Here is a 19,766-nt window from a genome sequence, read left to right as displayed (position 1 = left end):
AGCTATACACTTGCATTTTTGCTAAATGAAAATTTCAAGTTAGTTATTCATGAATATGAAAAATGATAAAAAAACAATGGATGATACTAGCGCGATAACCATTCGCGATATGTTACGCATTGGTACTTGGAATTTAAATATAGAAACCGGTATTTATACTTTGGACAAGGTTACTTGTGAGGTATTGGGTATACCCTACGATACTGTAGTAAAAAGAGGTGATAATTCACCATATAACAAGCCTGATGCTACAACATTTCTAATTGAAGACGGTATAGAAAAGTTACTGGAAACAGGTGAACATTTTGACCAAGAACTTGAGTTTAAAACCCCAGAAGGAGCTGTGATATGGCTACATGTCATAGCTACACGGAAATTAGAAAATGAAAAATGCACTGCAATTGCAGGGATCATACAAGACATTACAAAAACCAAACAAACTCAAGAAACATTTTTAAGACATAATCAATTATTAAAATTTGCTGAACACAAAGCAAAATTAGGTCATTGGAATTGGGATGCTAATTCAGATACTTTAATGTGCTCAGAAAATATGACTTACATTGTTGGTGTTCCTGCGGACGCTCCAGTACCTCTGAGTGTTTTAATAGACAAAGTTCATCCAGAAGACAGAGAATTCGTAAGAAAGCAAATAGCACATAATATTAAAACCAAACATTACCAAAGTTTTAACCACAGAATGGTAATGCCAGATGGCAGAGTACGCATTATTCAAGTTTCAGGAGATGCTATTTTGGATGATGATGGAAACCTCACGAATATATTAGGTATTTCACAGGATATTACCAGTTATAAAACAATTGAGGCTGAGTTAACTAAAAAAAATGAGCTCTTAATTTTTGCAGAACAAAAGGCTTTATTAGGTCATTGGGAGCTTAATACGCTTACAGATGAGGTATACTGGTCTGCCAATTTGTACTACCTTTTTAAGCAGGAAGAAAATATAAAACTAGAATTCAATACGTATTTTGAATGTGTTCACCCAGAAGATCAAGCAGAAGTTACGGCCCATTTTGCCCAGGCAATAGAGCAAAAACATTTTGATAAAATTATACATCGCATCCTATTAAAAGACGGTACATTAAAGTGGATTAGATTATTGGGTGATGTTGAGGTTGATGAAAATGGAAATACAGTAAAATTAGCAGGTACCTGTCAGGATATAACTGAACAACAACTACAGGAAATTAAGTTTAAAGGGCTTGTTGATTCCGCTCCTAGTGCAACCATAATAGTAGCTAGTGAGAATATGATTCAAATGGTGAACAAACAAGCAGAGAGCTTACTGGGTTACACTTCTGAGGAATTAGTAGGCAAGTCCATAAATACCCTTATTCCTTCAAGATTTGATGAAATACGTGCTCCACATAGAGAAAAATTTCTCAATAATATGGAGGTAACAATTGTAGATCTTGGCGTAGATTTCTACCTAACGCACAAATCTGGAAGAGAAATTCCAGTAGAAATTACCCTTGGTCCATTACAAACAGATGAAGGACTATTGATATCTATGGCTGTACGAGATCTTACCTCCTCAAAAATAGCCGAGGATAAGATTTTAAAAGCAAAAGAAGATTTAGAAATACTGACCGAAGAGCTCACCGCTCAAAATAACCAGCTTGCAGACTTTACACAAATTACCTCTCACAACCTGCGGGCACCTGTAAGTAATTTGAATTCTCTTGTGGAAATCTACAAAATGATGGGGAGTGAAGAAGAGCGTAGCGAGCTCTTCAAAAAATTTGAAACGGTAATCTCCCACCTTTCACTTACTCTCAATACGTTAATAGAAGCATTGAGTGCTAAAAGCCATAATTCATTAGAACGTAGTGAACTTTCATTTAGTAATAAGTTGGCAAAAACGAAAGAAATTTTTTCTACAGAAATAGAAAGAACGAAAGCGGTTATTAAAAGTGATTTTTCAGCAGTGAATTCAATTCGCTATAATAGGATCTACATGGAAAGCATTTTTCAGAACCTAATTGGAAATGCTTTGAAATATAAATCTCCAGAACGCGTTCCAGAAATAGAGATTACTTCAAAATTAGATAATGGAAAAATAATTTTAAGCTTTAAGGATAATGGCCTGGGAATAGACCTAGAAAAGCATGGCCACAAAATATTTGGTTTAAATAAAGTTTTTCATAATCACCCAGAAGCAAAAGGAATTGGTTTATTTATGACCAAAACTCAAATTGAAGCTATGGGCGGAAAAATAACAGTAACGAGTAAAGTCAACGAGGGCACAACTTTTAGTGTTCATTTTATTTAAAAAAATATGTCAAAACCTTTTCACCTATGTATTATTGACGACGACGATATTTATAGGTTTACTATTATCCAATCGGCAAAATTTTCTAAGATTGAACATAAAACTTCTGTTTTTGTTAACGGAGAAGAAGCTATTAATTGTATCACTGCTAACCTGAACGATCCAGACGCGCTACCAAATCTAATTTTACTAGATATTGATATGCCAATTATGGATGGGTTTCAGTTTTTAGAGGCCTATAAAAATATTGAGGCCAATCTAACGAAGAAAATTCCAATTTATATGGTTTCTTCGTCCGTAGACCCCGAAGATATTGAGAAAGCTAAAAGCTATACATCTGTTGTAGATTACTTGTCAAAGCCCTTAAAAAGCGACAAGCTAAAGGAGATAATAGAAAACACGTTACAGTTTTAGAAACCAGTTAAAATCTGGGCTACTATTTCTTCTTGTTTTTTTCTTCTATCCATTTAGACAGATACTTTGTACTCTGCAAGGTTTGGTGCTGCACTAAATTCCCCATGAAATTTTTAATGCGGTACTCTTCTAAATTTTGCTGTAGATTATACAATACTAAAGAAAATCGTTCACTTAGTTTGTGCTTATTATACAATTGGTTAATAAGCGCCTCTCCATTCTGCTGTGCTTTCTGCCAATCCTTTTTATTAGTATACAATTGTACTGCTTCACGGGCAAAATCCTGTGATGTTTCCGCTATGGCTCCAGACCATGGTAAACTGTCATGCATCCCCTCCGCTCCTATAGGAGTTGTTATGCTTGGTGTGCCATTTTCCATTGCCGTGGTAAGCTTTCCCTTAATACCTGCACCAAAACGCAATGGAGCAAGGTTTATGCGTGTGTTTGTAAATATCTTATTTACATCTTCTACCCAACCTTTAACCAAAAAACCAATTTCCGGTTTGTGTAACTGATTAATTTGTTGTGGCATATATGCTCCATGAATAAAAACTTCTGCTTTCGGTAATGCTTTTCTAATCAACGGCCAAATTTCTTGATATAACCATAACACGGCATCCACATTTGGTGCGTGTTTTCCGTTGCCTATGCATACAAAGTTTACCCGTTCATCAAAATCTGGCCATACTTCTTGTTCTATAGATGTTATTTTCTCCAAAAGAAAAGGAAGATGTAAAAGTAGATTCGCATCAATTTTTAGAGTTTCGGTCAGCAGTTGTATTTCAAAAGTAGAAACCATTAAGGAAAGATCGCAGCGCAGAATACTTGCAACTTCACGTTTGGTAATATCTTCCTGTAACCAGGTACGTATTAAAAATGGGACCTTCTTTTTATGAGAAACCTCTCTTACCTTTCTAAGAGAATGTAAATCTTCAGTATCAAGTATTTTAATAGCATTGGGAACATTTTCAGAAATGCGCCACCCAAATTGTTCTTCGGTCAAAAACCGGTCAAATAATACAACCGTAGGATTTATCTCTTTTATAAAACCGTCAAAACCGGAGTCGTTCAACGCAATATCCCTAGATTGTATACCTAAAGCATCAAGATCTAGTGAGCGTTCGCTTTTAGAGGCAGTGCTCGTGAAAACGATTTCGTAACCTTCTTTTTTGAAGAAATCCAGAAGTTGCAACATTCGGTTTCCCGCAGCCGTAGAAGTAGGTTCAGGCCAAGTAAAACCAATAACTAAAAGTACGTTTTGCTTCACTTTGCTTTACTTATTTCCTGTAAATATCTGATATCTAAACTACAGCCAATTAATTTTCCATTAGAAAATTACATTCTTTCTGCAAACATCTTGGAGATACTTGAACGTAATTTTCGTTCGTAATCCTCTTCCAACCACTCTTTGTAGTTTTTGGTGTTGTTCATAATGCAGTAAGAATATTGACGTACACGGTACTTAATCTCCTCTTTTAATTCTTTTGCTAGAATACGAGCATCAAAAACATCTTCTGAGTTCTCTACGCAAATTTGAGCATGTTGGTCAATACTGCGTTCCAATACAATTTTGGACCTTAGACCTTCTGCAAAAACCTTTTTGTATTCTTCTTTTATATTGAACTCAATATTGGTTGAATCTTTGAATTTTTCACGAAGTGCCGCAGGCATTTCGTAAACGAATTCTTTTTCTATCTCTTCGTCGTTCTTAATGTTTTCTAAATAGAAATCTGGAAAATGAAAAATTTCCTGCCAATCAATAGGTGCACTCCATAGTCCAAAACGCGCAACATTATTTCCTAAATCTACCACCGTAAATTCACTCTTATTGGGTAAAACACGAGAACCACGACCAATCATTTGAAAATATAGCGTAAGCGAGCGTGTAGCCCTATTAAGCATAATCGTTTCTACAGATGGTTCGTCAAAACCAGTGGTGAGGATACTTACTGAAGTAAGAATAGCATCTGGCGTATTGGAGAACCATTCTAAAATCTCCTTACGTTCCGTAGCCGTATTTTTATTATCTAAATGGCGAATGTTGTAGCCTGCCTTTTTAAACGTTTCATACACGTAACGAGACGTGTTGATACCGTTATTGAATATTAATGTTTTAGTACCTTCTGCAATCTCTTTATAACCAGACAGTAGTTTACCCAACATACTCTGATTGCTATAAAGCTCATCAGAAGATTTTACCGTATAATCACCACTAATACCTAGTTTAAGACTCTGTAGGCTAACATCGTAATTATACATGTTACCCTTTGCCAAGAATTTTCTCTCAATAAGGGCACCTATAGACTCACCCACGATCAACTTCTGATAGTTGTCCTTCATGGGTAATTTTATATTGGAACTCAGAGGAGTTGCCGTAACCCCTAAAATTGTGGATTTCTTAAAAAATTTAAAGAGTTTTCTAAAAGAATTATAATGCGCCTCATCAATAATAACCAAGCCAATATCATCAATTTCCACCTTTTCTTCCTGCAATCTGTTGTTCAAGGTTTCCACCATGGCAACAAAGCACATAAACTCATGTTGGTCATTAAGTTCTTTTACTTCGCTATTGATAATCTTATTCTTGACACCAAAACTCTTCAGCATTTTGGAAGTCTGCGTACTCAATTCTATACGGTGCGTAAGTACTACAACTTTCTTTCCCGTTTTTTCAATATAACGACGAGCAATTTCAGAGAAAACCACAGTTTTACCACCACCAGTAGGCAATTGGTACAACAAATTCCCATTTTCTTCAGGGTCTTCAAGATGCTTGAAAATAGTATTCAGATCTTCAATCTGATAATCGTATAATTGCTTTTCGGTTGTATCTTTTTTTAACTCCAAGTAGGTTCTAAAATTTAGCGTTCAATTATAATACATATGCGGGGGCGTCCCAAAATTTGAATTTTACAAAATTAAAGGAAATTTGTACTTATCTGAAATTTATTCCACCTAAATCATTAAAAAGAACAAAGGAAAGCACCATCCATCCCTTATAATATGACTTTATTCAAGTAATTATAGAGAGAATGAGCGGGGGATTAATATCCCTTATCCATTATAACCTCATTTAGTAATGGACGTCCTTTCCGTAGCCTATTGTAATTTTCCAAAATCTGTGGCACTACAGAATCCGTATCGGAAACGCTAGCATAATGAGGTGTCATCTGAATTTTCTCATGGTGCCAAAATGGATGTTCCTTTGAAAGAGGTTCTTGATGATAAACGTCTAACCCAGCTCCGGATAAATGGTCGTTATTTAACATTTCTAATAAATCCTCATCTACTAAATGACCACCACGGGCCACATTTATTAAAAACGCCCCTTTAGGAAGTTGCTTAAAAACTTCTTTATTTAAAATTCCGGTAGTGGCATCGGTCAATGGTAAAAGGCATACCATAATTTTCGTGGTTTCCAGAAAACCAGAAAAACCAGATTCACCAGCAAAACAGATCACGCCATTTATATCTTTCTTAGAATTAGCCCAACCCTGAACTTTAAACCCGTATTTAACCAAGTCTGTAGCCAATTCTTTACCAAGAGCGCCCAATCCCATAATACCGACAGTAAAGTCTGAAATACGTTTATATTGCATGGGTTGCCAAATACCTTTTGTTTGGTTAATCCTATATCTATCCAGATTTTTAAGGTGACTAAAGATAACTGCCAATACATGCTCACTCATATCTTTGGCTAGCATATCATCTACCACACGCGTAATTGGCAAGTTTTTAGGAACTGTATTATCCTCAAAAATAAAATCTACCCCTGCCCCACTTGACGCTATCAGCTTCAAGTTAGGATAATCTGCCAATGAGCCGTCTGGATGCTTCCAAACTAGAGCCATTTCTATTTCATCTTTAGGGTGATTTTCTAAATAGCTGTAAACTTCTAAATCAGGTTGCTGAGCCAAAAGGGCTTCTTTCCAAAGTTTAATTCTACCATCTTGTCTTATAATTACTAATGCCATACTTAATCTATGATATCTAAAGCTCGGGAAAATCCTTCGCCAAATTCCCAATTCCGCTCTTCTGTTATGGTGTAAATTTTAACGATTCGCTCTTTATAATCTGAAAGAAGTCCATTTATTGAAATAAACTGAACGGCTTCCGTAAACGAATTCATCATACTTTTATAAAAAGCATCTGGTATATTACGGTTTTTCTCAAATACTTGTGCAATCTCTAAATTATAGAGCATAACATCTGCAATGAGATGTGGATCCACACCTAGTTTAATAAAATGTTTTATAAACTTCTGGGCCACAGAACGCCTAGCTTTTGGTCTTCTGCGTCTAACAGGGAAGTATTCACTACTAATTTTAGTTTTTGCTTCCTGAACAAGTTTGTCTTCCTTGGGGTTAAAGATGAAATTATAGTACTCTTTTACCTCAGGAAAACGGTCATAAAGGTCAAGAAGTTGTTCTTCTATAGCATCCTTATCAATCTCGTTGAGATACTTTTTTAGCTTTCGCTTACTCATTTTTCGTGATTTGAATTCAAAAATAGCGTAACGAAGAGAATCCGCCTAGATTCGTACTACAAATCTCAAAGTTCTCATAATTTATGTATAACAATACTCACAAATCTTTGGAAAAGCGGTAATAAAAATGTATACTGTACTCTTGTAGCAACCCTAAACATACTAGATATATGAGGCAACTAAAGATTATCAAGCAGGTTACAAACCGTGAATCAAAATCATTGGACAAGTACTTGCAGGATATCAGTAAAATTGATCTGATCAATGCGTCTGAGGAAGTGGAACTAGCACAAAGGATTAGAGCTGGAGATCAAGCAGCACTAGAAAAACTAACTACAGCCAACCTACGCTTTGTAGTGTCCGTGGCCAAACAATATCAGAATCAAGGTTTAAAGTTACCCGATTTAATAAACGAAGGTAATCTTGGGCTCGTGAAAGCTGCAAAACGTTTTGATGAAACCCGTGGTTTTAAATTTATATCATATGCCGTATGGTGGATTCGCCAATCGATTCTTCAGGCACTTGCCGAACAGTCTCGTGTTGTGCGCCTACCTTTAAATAAAATTGGCTCTATAAATAAGATAAAAAAGACTTTTTCTTATTTGGAGCAGGCTCATGAAAGACCACCTTCTGCCGAAGAAATAGCCAAAGAGCTAGAGATGACGGTTAGTGAGGTAAAGCAATCCATGAAAAACTCAGGAAGGCATGTATCTATGGATGCGCCCCTTCGTGAAGGAGAAGATTCTAACCTTTATGATGTACTTCGTAGCGGGGAATCTCCTAGACCGGATAAGATACTAATGCAGCAGTCTCTTAATACAGAGATCAACCGCGCTTTAGAGACCTTGTCTCCAAGAGAAGCCGATGTGGTTAAATTGTATTATGGTATTGGTGATCAACAGTCTATGACTTTAGCCGAAATTGGCCAAACTTTTGACCTAACGAGGGAAAGAGTCCGTCAAATTCGTGAGAAGGCCATTAGAAAATTGCGCCACAACTCAAGAAGTAAATTATTGAAGACTTATTTAGGATAGTCTTTTTCTAAACATTATCACATATAAAAAAGCCCTGACGTTTTATCGTCAGGGCTTTTTTTTGAACAACTAATATTCACTAAATAACTAAGAAAAATTCAATTTACTGATTTGTTCGCTGTTTAGAATTTCATTCAAATTTTCAATGAAATTTAAATACGCTGCATTGTCTGGGTTTTGTTTTGACATAGTTGTAGGTTTTAAAGGTTGATGGATTTGGGATCCTAATTTACATGTAATCTAACTCTACCAATTCATTTAAGCTTAAAATTTCATTTAAGTCTTGAAGGAATGATAAATATTCTTCTCCGTAAGTATCGTAAAGCATAACTGTATAGGTTAAATTGTTATTTTGATTCGGTGTCTCAATTATTATGATGTAAACTTATTAATTAAGGCAGCTTTCAACAACAAAATGTGGTGTAACGAATAAAACATGTTGTAAAACCTGTTAATCATGTATAAATCAATTTTTGAGTCGCAAATCAAGGATGTATTTCGTCGTTAAAATTGGACCGTTCACCCGTTTCATACTGTTTTTCAACTATTTGTCGTTTTTTAAAGCCAATGTTTACAGGTAACACAAGCTATATAATCAATTATGATACCAATCTATGCTACTTTGTTCTACCTGTTTAAATATTTTTTTTCTACTTTAAATTAAAAGGATAAAAATTCTTGGAAATAATAACTTTACGGTATTCTATATCACCTATTTAGGACCTAAAAGAAACTATTTCTCTTACTCAATACTTTTAGCAATAAGGACACCTTTCAAAACGTTATTACATTGTATTTACAATAGAATTCAGTCTTCTTAATTAGATAAGCAAGCGGTCTTCAAATTACATTTAGACTTATACAATGAAAAATAAAACGAAAATTGCCACTTTGGCCTTTATGTGTGTCAACCTCTGTATTGGAGCAACGGACATTAATTTGATTAAAACTGAGTTTGCTCCTATTACCTCAGCAATCGTCACCAATGAAAAGACCATAACGCTCAACAGCCACGGTTTTCTTGCCCAGCAAAAAAGTAGTTTCACTATTTCTGACCAGACCGAGCATATTGAACGAGGCCTTACCGTCATTCATTTTAATTCGGATAAAACTTTTGAATACAAAACTTATGACACCTATTCCAGTCCTGAGGCAGTAGATAACCTTCTACTTATATTAGAACAACTGCAAGCAGACAAGGCCACTTTTGCTATTCTTGCCCATGATTCTGCTGTAAACGGTGCACTAAAACCCTCTGCAAAGTTGACAGAAATGGGGTTCACAAAACTTGGATCGCTAAAAAGCCGTCAAGCATATGTTATGTATAACTTTAGTGGTATCATTACGGAAAAGGTTAACGATCGTTCTGTTATAATTTCTGAAGAGGTTCCTAACCTGTCAAAGGATGATAAAATCTATTTTCCGCGTATCACTTATGAGTTCGAACCTAACAACAACCGTTACATTGCCCATGCTGGTGGTGAGATAAACGGAGTAAAGTCTACCAATAGCAAGAATGCCCTAGATGAAAATTATAAAAAGGGCTTTCGCCTTTTTGAACTCGATATTATTGAAACTTCGGATAAAAAATTAGTTGCAGCACATGATTGGGACATGTGGGCACGCTTTACAGATTACTCGGGAGCATTGCCTCCCTCCCATTCAGAATTCATGAAACATAAAATCTATGGCGATTATACTACTTTGGATATAAAAGGAATTAATGCTTGGTTCAAAGCGCATCCGGATGCTACCTTGGTTACTGACAAAGTGAACGACCCTGTTGCTTTTGCTAATCAATTTGTAGATAAAAACCGCTTGTTAATGGAACTCTTTAGCCCTATGGCGGTTGAAGAAGCTTCTCAACACGGTATTAACGCCATGATTTCTCAAGGACCATTAATGAAAATAAAAGGTGATAAACTACAATGGTTGGCAATTAACAATGTAAAACACGTAGCGCTCTCCCGCAGAATATTATCTGCACAGAATAAGTTGATGTTACAATTAAGAGATGAAGGAATCAAAGTTTATGTCTACAATGTAAATTTTGACCCTGGCAAAGATGAAAAGTACGTACAAGAGAATGAAATTGGACTTGTTTATGGGATGTATGCCGATACATGGGTATTTGATACCGATGTGAAGAAAGAAAGCAAGTAGACAGTGTAGGTTAGAATTTTACCTCATAGGTAATACCTGCAGAAACTCCGTAAAAGAATTTACCTGATGCGAATGCCAACTCTTGCCTCGTTGCCGCTACATTGGCCCTATAAATATTCGGGCTCTTTTTTCCCGTGAACTGATACTCTAAACTTACTCTTTGCGACTCTACATATAATAAGGTCTCCGCCAAGAGTTGATCTCCGGATGTCAACTGACGTAACTCAGGCGAAAAGCCCATGCCCACATTCAATCCCAAATAGTTCTCCGCATCTTTCAAGTACTTACGTACCAGAAAATTTCCAGAAAATTTGGTTAGATTGTCTGACAATGGTGTAATATATGAACGAAGTGAAAAATAATAGTTGCCTCTGTAATGTCCTAAAGAGTTGGAGATAACTGAAACGTTTTTGGTTTCGTAGCTGATGTAGCGACCTCCTGCTGAAAATTCAAAAGCACCCGGTAAATTCACGTAAAGGTCCCCTCCCATTTTGTGCTCTGGATAAACTGATGAACTTGAGTAGCCATAATTTAAATAAGCATAAAAACGTTTTGAAAATTTTGGATAAAAATCTAAATCATACTGTACACCATTTGCACCTGATCGATTACTATAGTTTATTCTAGGTATAATACTACCCGCCAACGTTTGTCTTTTAAATGAAATACTAGAGTAATAGATAGGATCATACCTCTGGTCAAAGACCGTTGCGGAATTGCTTACGGAAATTTTATTATTAAACACCTCTTCTGCTACAGGTGTTTTTGCAACAAGTGTATCAATAGCTTCCGGTTTTACGATTTCAGATTTGTTTTCATTGCTAACCAAAAGTGCTTCTTTTTTAGAAATTACCGAATCGTCTTGATTAAACCATCCTGATTCTGGGTATTCGGCATTAGCTACCCCTTCTTCGGCAATCAATTTTAGTCTTTCTACCTCAGCATCATTTTTTAGATATACCAAAGCTTTGTTGGCCAAACCAATTGCCGTAGCGTTGTTGTTAGCATAAAGTTCGTTCTTTATGGAAGCTATCCAGACACTTCTGTCTTGTTTATCTGAAGAAATTAGAATGTTAAACTCATCTCTGGCTTTATCATATTCTTCGCTCCAGCTATAGGTGCTAGCTAACAAGGAACGAGCATTATGGTCTTTAGAGTCCGGCTTTACTAACTGGGTCAACATTACGTTAGCGGATATAAAATCCCCTTCATAAGCCAAAATACGAGCTTCCTCAAAACTTGCAGTACTGGGATCATTATATGCGACATCCTGACTGCGGGCCCAAAGGCCTACGAAAACGCATAATGCGAACAAAGATGTAGTTTTAAAACTCATTCTGATTCAAACGAATTTATAGCCGTCTCCGTATCTGTGTTCTTAATTTTATCTAGAAAGGCAGTAATTCTTTTCTTTCTTGCCTGATTACGTGCACGCTCTATTTTATCTTCGATTTCATGAGCACTTGCACTATTCTCCTGTACCGTTTTTATAAGTTCTAAAGCTTCTTTTGAACGTTCTGACCAGAAATAAACATCAAACAAAGCAGCATATGAATCAATATAATTTGGATTCATTTTAATACATTCATTTAATAATTTGATGGACGTATCATAATTACCTTGCCAAACATTTACCCTACCCATTAGAATCTTAGTGTCTATATGGCTAGGAACATCCGATAAGATGTATTTGCACAGTAATAAGGCTTTATCAAATTTTTTATCAAAGGCAAGGTCTCTTGCTATGAAATAACCTTTGTCTGAATCCTGTCCATTATAAACACTGTTGATCCAAATGGTTTCACTATCAGTAAATTTTTCTTCTTTTACTGTAAACACAGCTAAGTCATTAGGAATTATTTTATTATTGTTCGTCACATAAGCGTTCATAGCTTTAAACGATTGCATCTTGCTTTCACTTTTAGAACCACCAAAAGTGGAACCTAAATCCATATTCTCATCTAAAGAATAAACGGACCCATCAGAGTAAAGTTTTTCCCCGTCAACAAATTCTTTCAATTCGTTCTTATTACGCATTAGAGGAATGTTCTTAATTGAACGAAACTCTTCGCTCATATCTAACGCATTGCCCATCCATGCCACTTCTTTAGGGGTTTTAAGTTCGTATTTAGCCTCAAGAAGGGCCAATAATGTTGGAGTAACATCAAAATGAGAATTGACCGCACTCATTTTCTTAGTTTTCTTCAAAAGCGGACTGTACATAATAAGCGGTACATGAAACCGACTTATATTATTCCGTTGTGGTATCGGTATTAATCTGTGGTCTCCGGTAATAACAAAAATCGTGTTGTCATAATTGGGTTGCTTTTTATATTCTTCTAAAACATATTTTAATGCATTATCCGTATAAAGTAGCGTAGCAAAAACATTCTCGTTCTTTTCTATTACTCTTTCTACCTTTCCCTCATAACTGCCCTGATCTAATATCTTGGCTACTTTGGCTTCGTAAAAATCTTGATTGGGCGGAAGAAACGGCTCATGAGTACTAATAGTCATATAAACCTCCATACGCGGCTGTTCTGCTGCCCGTGGCAAACTCATACTCTTTTTAAAAAGTTCTTTGTCAGGGTAGCCCCATGAGGTACCCGCGGCATCTTCTTCCTGCATTTGATACTTATTTCCAAACCCTGACTTATCTAAAACAAAATCTACGTTTTCGCTCTGTAAAAATCGATCTACATTGTCAAAAGAGCTATTGGTGCCTTGGTAGAATGAAGTATGGTACCCATTGTTCTTTAAAATACTGAACAAGGTGAGTTTATTTGGATATTTTTCAAGCTCCATAAATCCGCTTTTACCAAAAGGTAACGAACCCAGTAGAGATGGTAATACACCAAAAGTACGTCCCGTGTTGCTTAAGCAGTTCTCCCAATACAAAGACCTGGTAGTAAGGGAATCCAAAAAAGGAGTGAAACCACCATATTCGGCCCCTTCTCCAACAAAATCCCTACCTAGCCCTTCTACCATTATGAAAACGATATTGGGTTTTTCTTCTTTGAGTTCAAAATAATCACCTAAAACATTCTCTATGGGTTTTGACTTAATTAATGGATACTCTACATCTGAGTTATACGAAGTATCTTCCGTAGAAGTATCATAAAGGTTGAGTGCTAGGTATTGTGTCTTATTATGGTTAATAGGCTTACCCTCAATAAAAAGTGTAGCCATGAACATGCTAAATAGAATAATAGTAAACGGATACATTTTACTAATGTGATGGTAATGTTTTGACGTTACCTTATAAAATCCGTAAAACATGCCTATTATAGCCACCAGTGCTACAGGAAGCATCCAGGATATTCCTCCAGAATTTTTAATAGTCATTTGAATATCATTGAAGCTATATCCCAATAAATCTGACCCCAAAGGAACTAAGGCCGTACAGAAATAGCTTATAAGCATAGCTTCTATAATTAAAAGTAGAAGAAGTATTGCGGAAATTAAATTGAAACCATAGCGTGGACGCAGGTTTTCCCAAAAATTGAAAGGAAAGGCCAGTATAACACCAATTAAAGACGTGAAACCTATTTGATGTACTATGGCTATTAGAAAGCTGGTTCCAAAAATAACATCCACTACACCCTTAAAATATAGCGTTGTATATTGATAAATAGTAAGCACCAAAAGACTACCGAAGAAAGAAATCATCAATCTTGTGTAGTGCTTTAAAGAATATCTATCTATTGTACTTGTATTCATTTCTAATTTTAAGCGGCTTTTGCAAAGCCTTTACGTACCTGAGATCCCCAGCCCGATTTAATTCTGAACAACTTCTTATAATTTCCTCTAACTGCTGACCATACTACGATGGGGTGAAAAAATATGGGCTCTATGATGGCGCAGAGCATTAGTGTTAAAATATCTTTTGTTTTCTTGTACTCGTTATAGCTGTACACATCCCAAAGAATGGCATAAAACGAAAACATAACAGAGAATATATATACCATTGCCGTAATGGCGATAAAGAAATCCCAATTTAGAATCCCTAAATAAACGAAGAGTATTATGGTAAAAAAACCAAAGAACTCCATGAGTGGTGCCAGCCATTCATAAAAAAACCAATATGGGTAGCTTAATAACCCTAAACGGCCATATTTGGAATTAAAGAACATGTCTTTGTGCTTGAATAAAGTCTCTAGATTACCTCTCGCCCACCGATCTCTTTGGTTGACCAATATTTTCAAATCTTCCGGCACTTCCGTCCAACAGAGAGGATCGGGAATGTATTCTATGGTATAGGGTTCTTTCCTGTCATGCATATATCTACGCATCTTAAAAACAATCTCCATGTCTTCTCCAACGGTACCTGTATCATAACCACCAACAGCTAACGCAATCTCACGGTCAAAAAAACCAAATGCACCGGATATAATTAGAAGACTATCTATACTGCCCCAAGCCATTCTTCCTAAAATAAAGGAGCGCGTATATTCTAATAATTGAAACCTTGCCAGCCAATTAGTCGGTAAACGTATTTCTTCAAGCTGGCCACCTTCTATTACACAAGAGTTGGCCACTCGTATAACACCGCCTACGGCTATCACCCTTTTTTCTGAACGTTGATAAAATGATTTCACTACATGTAACAAAGCATCAGGAAGCAAAAGACAATCTACATCTATACAGCCTACGTAACGGTTAGTAGAAAGCGCCATACCTGTATTTAAGGCGTCGGACTTTCCTCCGTTTTCTTTATCGATGACAGTTAGCTTTGAAAAAGCTCTGTGAGGCGATTTGTAAATACCACGAATAGGTTTATTCTTCCAGTTCGGGTCAATTTTTTGGTCGATTTTAACAAGGTCGTACGCATCAATCATCTTTTGAAGCGTATCATCTTTACTACCATCATTAACCACCATGACCTCGTAGTTTACATAACGAAGCGACATAAGTGATCTTATGTTCTCAACAATGGTCATTCCTTCATTGTAAGCTGGGGCAATAATGGTGATACTTGGTGCCAAAGGAGAGGCCATAACCCTAGAAAGATTGCCAAAACTATTTTTCTTTCTATAATGGATGGAATTTCTAGTGGATAGAAAGCCCATTATGGTAAATAACGTAAATAGAGTTACGGTAAACATCAAGAAAACGATGTTTATGTAATCTAGGATTATATTAAAGAGAGTACTATCCATTAAACTTACCAATAAGCTTTTTTGGAAAATCTATGATATTGGTTAAAAATGAATTATCGTTAGAGGACACTTCATTAGCTTCAACTTGAATATCCAATACTTTTTTATCGTATCTTTTATCAAGTACCTCGGTGTCTTCCAATTCAAAATCAAAATCTAGAGTATCTGAGTCTCTTGGAATAAAAGCAGTTTTCTTGGATTTGAAGTACTCTTTCTTAGTCTTAGATTCTATAAATGGTTCTAATATAGAAAGGTCAATAGGTAATTCTCCCATTGGTCTTGGTATAAGGTCTTTCTCAAATTCGGTTTTTCTAGAAACTTTTTCGACTAGCAATTTTAAAACTTCTTGTGCCTTGGCCCTAATTTCTAAATCAGAATCGCCTAACAGACCATCTAAAAAAGTAATCTCCTTTTCATCTCCAACCGAAACAATCTCATCTAAAAGCAACAGCTTAGATTCTGTATCCACATTCTTGAATAAATCGGCAAAGACATTAAATGCCGGCATCTCCATTTCCCGCTCTACGGGTGTTTTACTACTGGTTTTCTTTATTGTTTTTTCAGTATATGAAAACTGCTCTATAAGACCTGTAATACGGTCTTTTATAAAACTCTGGTTTTCTTCTGCCAAAAGCTCTTGTAACAATGGTATCTCACGATGATCGCCCATTTCTTCCAAATCATCAAGAAGTCCCATCATATATGCTTCATGTTCATTGTAATAAATGGGTTCTGGAATTAAATCAGCAAATGGTTTAATGGGCTCTATAGGTTCTACGGTATCATTTTCTAATTCATTTTCCCGAAGTTCATTTTCTGCCAATAGCCAAGATATTACATCTTCAGAGTCATTAACAACAGGCCCTAGTTGACTGGTATTATTATTCTCTTCTGGAATTTGTTCTTTTTCCTCTTCTACTTCTGGAATTGAGTTTTTCGTATTTTCAAACTGAACCTCAAAATCAGATAGCGTATAACCTTCTAAACTATTTGTATTTTTACTCTCTACTTCCTCAGGCGCTGTATCAACAACATGTTGTTCATCCACAACCTCGTTATCCATAACTATTGGCAAAAAATTAAGCTCGTTAATTTCGTTAATAAGTCCGTGTAGGTCTTCATTATCTTCTAAAGTACTAGCTTCAGATATTTCTTTTTCTACTTTCTGCTCATCTACTACAAGGGGAAGAAAATCGATTTTAGAAACGTCAAAATCTGGGTTATCTATTGTAGCATCAGATTGAATAATAGAATTGATTTCATCGAATTCAACATCAATCTTATTAATGTCGCGGCTGGTGTTTTCTGAATCTGCCATGGGTCTGTATTTTGGTATAGTATGGTTATGGTGTGTTTTATCATTTGTTACAAGAGGTAAAAAATCGAACCTTAACGAATGTTCTGAAAATATTTCCGCTTGTGAATTCCTTATTTTCGTTGGAATACCTGAGACCACAATAGGGTCAACAACAATTATCTCGGTTACTTGTAAAACTTCGATTTGCTCTGGTTCAGAATCTTCTTTTTCTTTCTCTATTTTATTTTCGGTATTCTCAGGTAACTCTTCTTTCAAGATTATCTGCTCCCTAATTTCCTCTATTGAATGGTCTATACTTATTTTAACATGAACATCATTAGATATCTCTTCTGGCTCATTATCATCTAGAATTGATGCTATTTCTTCTACCGCATCTATTTCTTCATTATTCTCAACAATAGTAGCAGTACTTATTTTTTCTGTAATCTCTATGGGAGCTGCAGCAACTTCAGGTAATTCAATTCCAACATTTTCAGTAGTATCAAATTTTATATGTTCTTCTTTATTAATAGCTTCATACTCTTTTGAAACCTCAATCCCTTCGGATGGCATAACACTCTCTGGTGCAATAGTATTTATAGCTAACAAAGCCTTACTGGAAACTAAAAAATCGCCTTCTCCCTTCACGATTTCGTTTAAGAAACCAAGGTCATCAAGACTTCCTATTTCAGCAATGGCACCTAAAACGGCAATCTTACTATATGTATTGGATTTTTTAAAAATCGATTTAAGCGTAGGTATAGCCTCTGTAACATAAAACTCTTTAATACAGCTAATTGCCTCTTGCTTAATTTGATTGTCCTTATGCTTTAGCAGTTCTATAAGAGACGCATTTGCATCATTCTGATTGTAATATTTTATAAGCCTTAAGGAAAAAAGTACCACATGCTTGTTTTTTGAAGTAAGCCACATTCTAAACCTAGGTGGCTCAAAACCTTCTTGATTACGAATCACGTCAAGCAACTTTAATTGTTGCCATTCAGATATTTTATAGCGCGTTGTGTCCAGAAAATAATTAATTCCCTCTGGTTTTAATGTGACCGTGGCAATTTCTGCCTGCTTTCTAATCGTAGCTGTTTTGTGATTAATAAATTTGGTTATGAAACTATAGGCAGTTTCAACCTGCATTTGGGTAAGTTCTAAAATACCTTTTGAGACAACCTCCCAATGCCAGCTTTTCAGTTTTTTGAAAGCATCTTTTTCAAGTCCTAAATCTTGATACAGAGCAAAGAGTCGCGTTTGTGTATCTCCAGAAACATCCTTTCTCAGGTCTAAAAGTACTTCTACTAGTATTTTTCTATTGAAATCGTTTTTAAGTAATTCACGTATTTCAATTTTAAGGGAGATGTAATGAGATTTTTCATCCTTATTGGCATCCTCTTCATAAAACAAGAACTCACTAATCATTGGTGAAAGTTCCTTTTTACTTTGTTTGGCTCGTGAAGCCGTCCCAGATATCCTATTCCTAAAAAAGAAAACGGAGAGAAAATAGATTACAGCAAGGCCAACAAAAAATATAGATAAAGCCCACAGAACATCTGTGTTTATCTTAGGTGCCGTTATAAAAGCCACCCCGTTGTATGTGCCGTAGGTATCTAACAAATTAGTTTTTGTTCAGTTCGCGGGCAACGCGCACCAATAGTTCTGACGGACTTACTGGTTTTGATATAAAGTCGTTAGCGCCCAATTCAAATGCATTCAATACGTTTTCTTCGTTTCCCGCAGACGATATAATGATTATGGGTATTTGGGAATTCAATTCTTTACGGACGTATGCAATAAGTTCCATGCCAGAGAAATAGGGCATCATAATATCGCTCACTATGATATCCGGCATAGTACTAGATAGGTATTCCTTAACTTCTTTTCCGTTGGCGCTATGGCTAACATCATACCCTCCTTTTTTTAGTCGAAAGTTGAGTAGAGATGCGAGTAACTCATCATCTTCCGCCAACAATAATTTCTTTCTAATCATTGTTGCAGATTTTAGTTGTTGCTCAACTCCACGTATGCACTATCTAATGCCTCCTTAACTTTAGGAAATTCTTCATTAAAGCACTTGCAAAGAAACTCTAGGTGCTTTGGGTCTTGGTCTATTTTGCATCCTTTTTGAATCTGGACAACAATTTCGAGTAGACTGTCTGTTCTCATCATTGCCAATCCTGCCTTTATTTTATGTGCAGCAAAATCTAACTGTTCAAAATCTTCACTCTGAAGGTGAATTTTAGCGGCTCCCATGAATTCAAGGGCATTACCAATAAAAAGAGTAATCAACTCACGCAAAAGGGCCATTTCGCCCATGCATTCATCTAGAATTATACATAAGTCTATTTGAGTATCACTATTTTGGTTGTCGTTGGTCTTTCCTTTAAAAATCAAAAAATCTTTTTCGTCCATAGCAGTATTAATTTCAAGGTCTTTTAAAACATTACCATAAGATTTATGGTGTTCCACAATAGCTTCGTATGTCTGCAAATCTATTTCTGGGTAAGCAGTTTCAAACTCATTGGTTCTTGCTATTGATTTTTTTTCTTGACTAGCGTTGCCAGAATCATTACTGCTCTCCCTAGACAGGAAGACCATTTCTAAAAGATTTTTTTTAAAATGCTGAAAAGATATTTTTAAATGGAAAGCCTCTTCTGTAGTTAATTTTTCAGATGAAAAATTAGTAAGGCTCGACTCTAAATCCGATAATTGGAAAAGTAGGTTTTTCGTTTTCAATTTGGGTAGTTTAGGTTAATAAGAATGGGACTGATATATTGCTATTTTTTCATTACTTCATTTATATATTCTTTAAGTAAAATATGCTAGAAAAGTAAAATTCACTTTTTATCAAAGGGTGAGCAACTTTATGTTCCCTAGAGGGCTCTACATGTTGTCAAAGTGCCTAAATTGTAGG

Annotated in this window: 14 protein-coding genes; 4 read left to right on the top strand and 10 right to left on the bottom strand. The window is 35.8% G+C overall.

All coding sequences use genetic code 11. From position 1 onward, the window contains the following. The first annotated feature begins 55 nt into the window (after positions 1-55). Positions 56-2,293, top strand: coding sequence for a PAS domain-containing sensor histidine kinase (locus IWB64_RS15340; RefSeq protein WP_194534838.1), 2,238 nt, complete (start codon positions 56-58; stop codon positions 2,291-2,293). Between the two features lie 6 nt (positions 2,294-2,299). Next, positions 2,300-2,707 (top strand): response regulator, encoded by a 408-nt coding sequence (locus tag IWB64_RS15335; RefSeq protein WP_194534837.1) that lies wholly within the window; start codon positions 2,300-2,302, stop codon positions 2,705-2,707. Positions 2,708-2,729: 22 nt separating this feature from the next. Here IWB64_RS15335 and IWB64_RS15330 read toward each other — a convergent pair whose 3' ends face one another. The 4 genes from IWB64_RS15330 to IWB64_RS15315 form a co-directional block, all read right to left on the bottom strand. Beyond that, a complete protein-coding gene (locus IWB64_RS15330) occupies positions 2,730-3,974 on the bottom strand; it encodes a glycosyltransferase (protein ID WP_317171984.1) in 1,245 nt (414 codons plus the stop codon). Between the two features lie 68 nt (positions 3,975-4,042). Beyond that, positions 4,043-5,554 (bottom strand): DEAD/DEAH box helicase, encoded by a 1,512-nt coding sequence (locus tag IWB64_RS15325; protein ID WP_194534836.1) that lies wholly within the window; start codon positions 5,552-5,554, stop codon positions 4,043-4,045. A 197-nt stretch (positions 5,555-5,751) separates the two neighbouring features. Then, complete coding sequence (locus IWB64_RS15320; RefSeq protein WP_194534835.1) at positions 5,752-6,681, bottom strand: 2-hydroxyacid dehydrogenase; 930 nt, start codon at positions 6,679-6,681, stop codon at positions 5,752-5,754. A gap of 2 nt (positions 6,682-6,683) precedes the next feature. Continuing rightward, positions 6,684-7,193 carry a DUF6155 family protein gene (locus tag IWB64_RS15315; RefSeq protein WP_194534834.1) on the bottom strand — a complete coding sequence of 170 codons (510 nt, stop codon included), beginning with the start codon at positions 7,191-7,193 and terminating at the stop codon, positions 6,684-6,686. A gap of 170 nt (positions 7,194-7,363) precedes the next feature. On the opposite strand from IWB64_RS15315, the gene IWB64_RS15310 reads away from it, so the two are divergent. Next, positions 7,364-8,227: a sigma-70 family RNA polymerase sigma factor gene (locus IWB64_RS15310; RefSeq protein WP_155596529.1), complete on the top strand. Its 864-nt coding sequence runs from the start codon at positions 7,364-7,366 to the stop codon at positions 8,225-8,227. 864 nt (positions 8,228-9,091) lie between these two features. Then, positions 9,092-10,390 carry a hypothetical protein gene (locus IWB64_RS15305; protein WP_194534833.1) on the top strand — a complete coding sequence of 433 codons (1,299 nt, stop codon included), beginning with the start codon at positions 9,092-9,094 and terminating at the stop codon, positions 10,388-10,390. A gap of 10 nt (positions 10,391-10,400) precedes the next feature. Here the strand turns inward: IWB64_RS15305 and IWB64_RS15300 are convergent, their stop codons facing one another. The 6 genes from IWB64_RS15300 to IWB64_RS15275 are packed head-to-tail and all read right to left on the bottom strand — an operon-like array spanning position 10,401 to position 19,588. Further along, complete coding sequence (locus IWB64_RS15300) at positions 10,401-11,726, bottom strand: YaiO family outer membrane beta-barrel protein (RefSeq protein WP_194534832.1); 1,326 nt, start codon at positions 11,724-11,726, stop codon at positions 10,401-10,403. Next, positions 11,723-14,110: an LTA synthase family protein gene (locus tag IWB64_RS15295; protein ID WP_194534831.1), complete on the bottom strand. Its 2,388-nt coding sequence runs from the start codon at positions 14,108-14,110 to the stop codon at positions 11,723-11,725. Before IWB64_RS15295 ends, IWB64_RS15300 begins: the two co-directional genes overlap by 4 nt. A gap of 8 nt (positions 14,111-14,118) precedes the next feature. Continuing rightward, complete coding sequence (locus tag IWB64_RS15290; RefSeq protein ID WP_194534830.1) at positions 14,119-15,549, bottom strand: glycosyltransferase family 2 protein; 1,431 nt, start codon at positions 15,547-15,549, stop codon at positions 14,119-14,121. Further along, positions 15,542-18,469 (bottom strand): HEAT repeat domain-containing protein, encoded by a 2,928-nt coding sequence (locus IWB64_RS15285; protein ID WP_194534829.1) that lies wholly within the window; start codon positions 18,467-18,469, stop codon positions 15,542-15,544. Before IWB64_RS15285 ends, IWB64_RS15290 begins: the two co-directional genes overlap by 8 nt. Position 18,470: 1 nt before the next feature. Further along, entirely contained in the window at positions 18,471-18,842 is a 372-nt protein-coding gene (locus IWB64_RS15280) for a response regulator (protein ID WP_194534828.1), read from the bottom strand. An 11-nt stretch (positions 18,843-18,853) separates the two neighbouring features. Next, positions 18,854-19,588 carry an Hpt domain-containing protein gene (locus IWB64_RS15275; RefSeq protein ID WP_194534827.1) on the bottom strand — a complete coding sequence of 245 codons (735 nt, stop codon included), beginning with the start codon at positions 19,586-19,588 and terminating at the stop codon, positions 18,854-18,856. Positions 19,589-19,766 lie beyond the last annotated feature (178 nt).

It is taken from the genome of Zobellia nedashkovskayae, assembly GCF_015330125.1.
GTDB classification, from domain to species: Bacteria; Bacteroidota; Bacteroidia; order Flavobacteriales; family Flavobacteriaceae; genus Zobellia; species Zobellia nedashkovskayae.
This window is presented reverse-complemented; position numbering and strand designations above follow the sequence as displayed.

Bases quoted from the DNA above. Each gene is read 5' to 3' on its own strand.
- IWB64_RS15315 (WP_194534834.1), bottom strand. From the start codon at position 7,193: ATGAGTAAGCGAAAGCTAAAAAAGTATCTCAACGAGATTGATAAGGAT.
- IWB64_RS15290 (WP_194534830.1), bottom strand. From the start codon at position 15,549: ATGGATAGTACTCTCTTTAATATAATCCTAGATTACATAAACATCGTT.
- IWB64_RS15320 (WP_194534835.1), bottom strand. From the start codon at position 6,681: ATGGCATTAGTAATTATAAGACAAGATGGTAGAATTAAACTTTGGAAA.
- IWB64_RS15335 (WP_194534837.1), top strand. From the start codon at position 2,300: ATGTCAAAACCTTTTCACCTATGTATTATTGACGACGACGATATTTAT.
- IWB64_RS15295 (WP_194534831.1), bottom strand. From the start codon at position 14,110: ATGAATACAAGTACAATAGATAGATATTCTTTAAAGCACTACACAAGA.
- IWB64_RS15305 (WP_194534833.1), top strand. From the start codon at position 9,092: ATGAAAAATAAAACGAAAATTGCCACTTTGGCCTTTATGTGTGTCAAC.
- IWB64_RS15310 (WP_155596529.1), top strand. From the start codon at position 7,364: ATGAGGCAACTAAAGATTATCAAGCAGGTTACAAACCGTGAATCAAAA.
- IWB64_RS15300 (WP_194534832.1), bottom strand. From the start codon at position 11,726: ATGAGTTTTAAAACTACATCTTTGTTCGCATTATGCGTTTTCGTAGGC.
- IWB64_RS15280 (WP_194534828.1), bottom strand. From the start codon at position 18,842: ATGATTAGAAAGAAATTATTGTTGGCGGAAGATGATGAGTTACTCGCA.
- IWB64_RS15340 (WP_194534838.1), top strand. From the start codon at position 56: ATGAAAAATGATAAAAAAACAATGGATGATACTAGCGCGATAACCATT.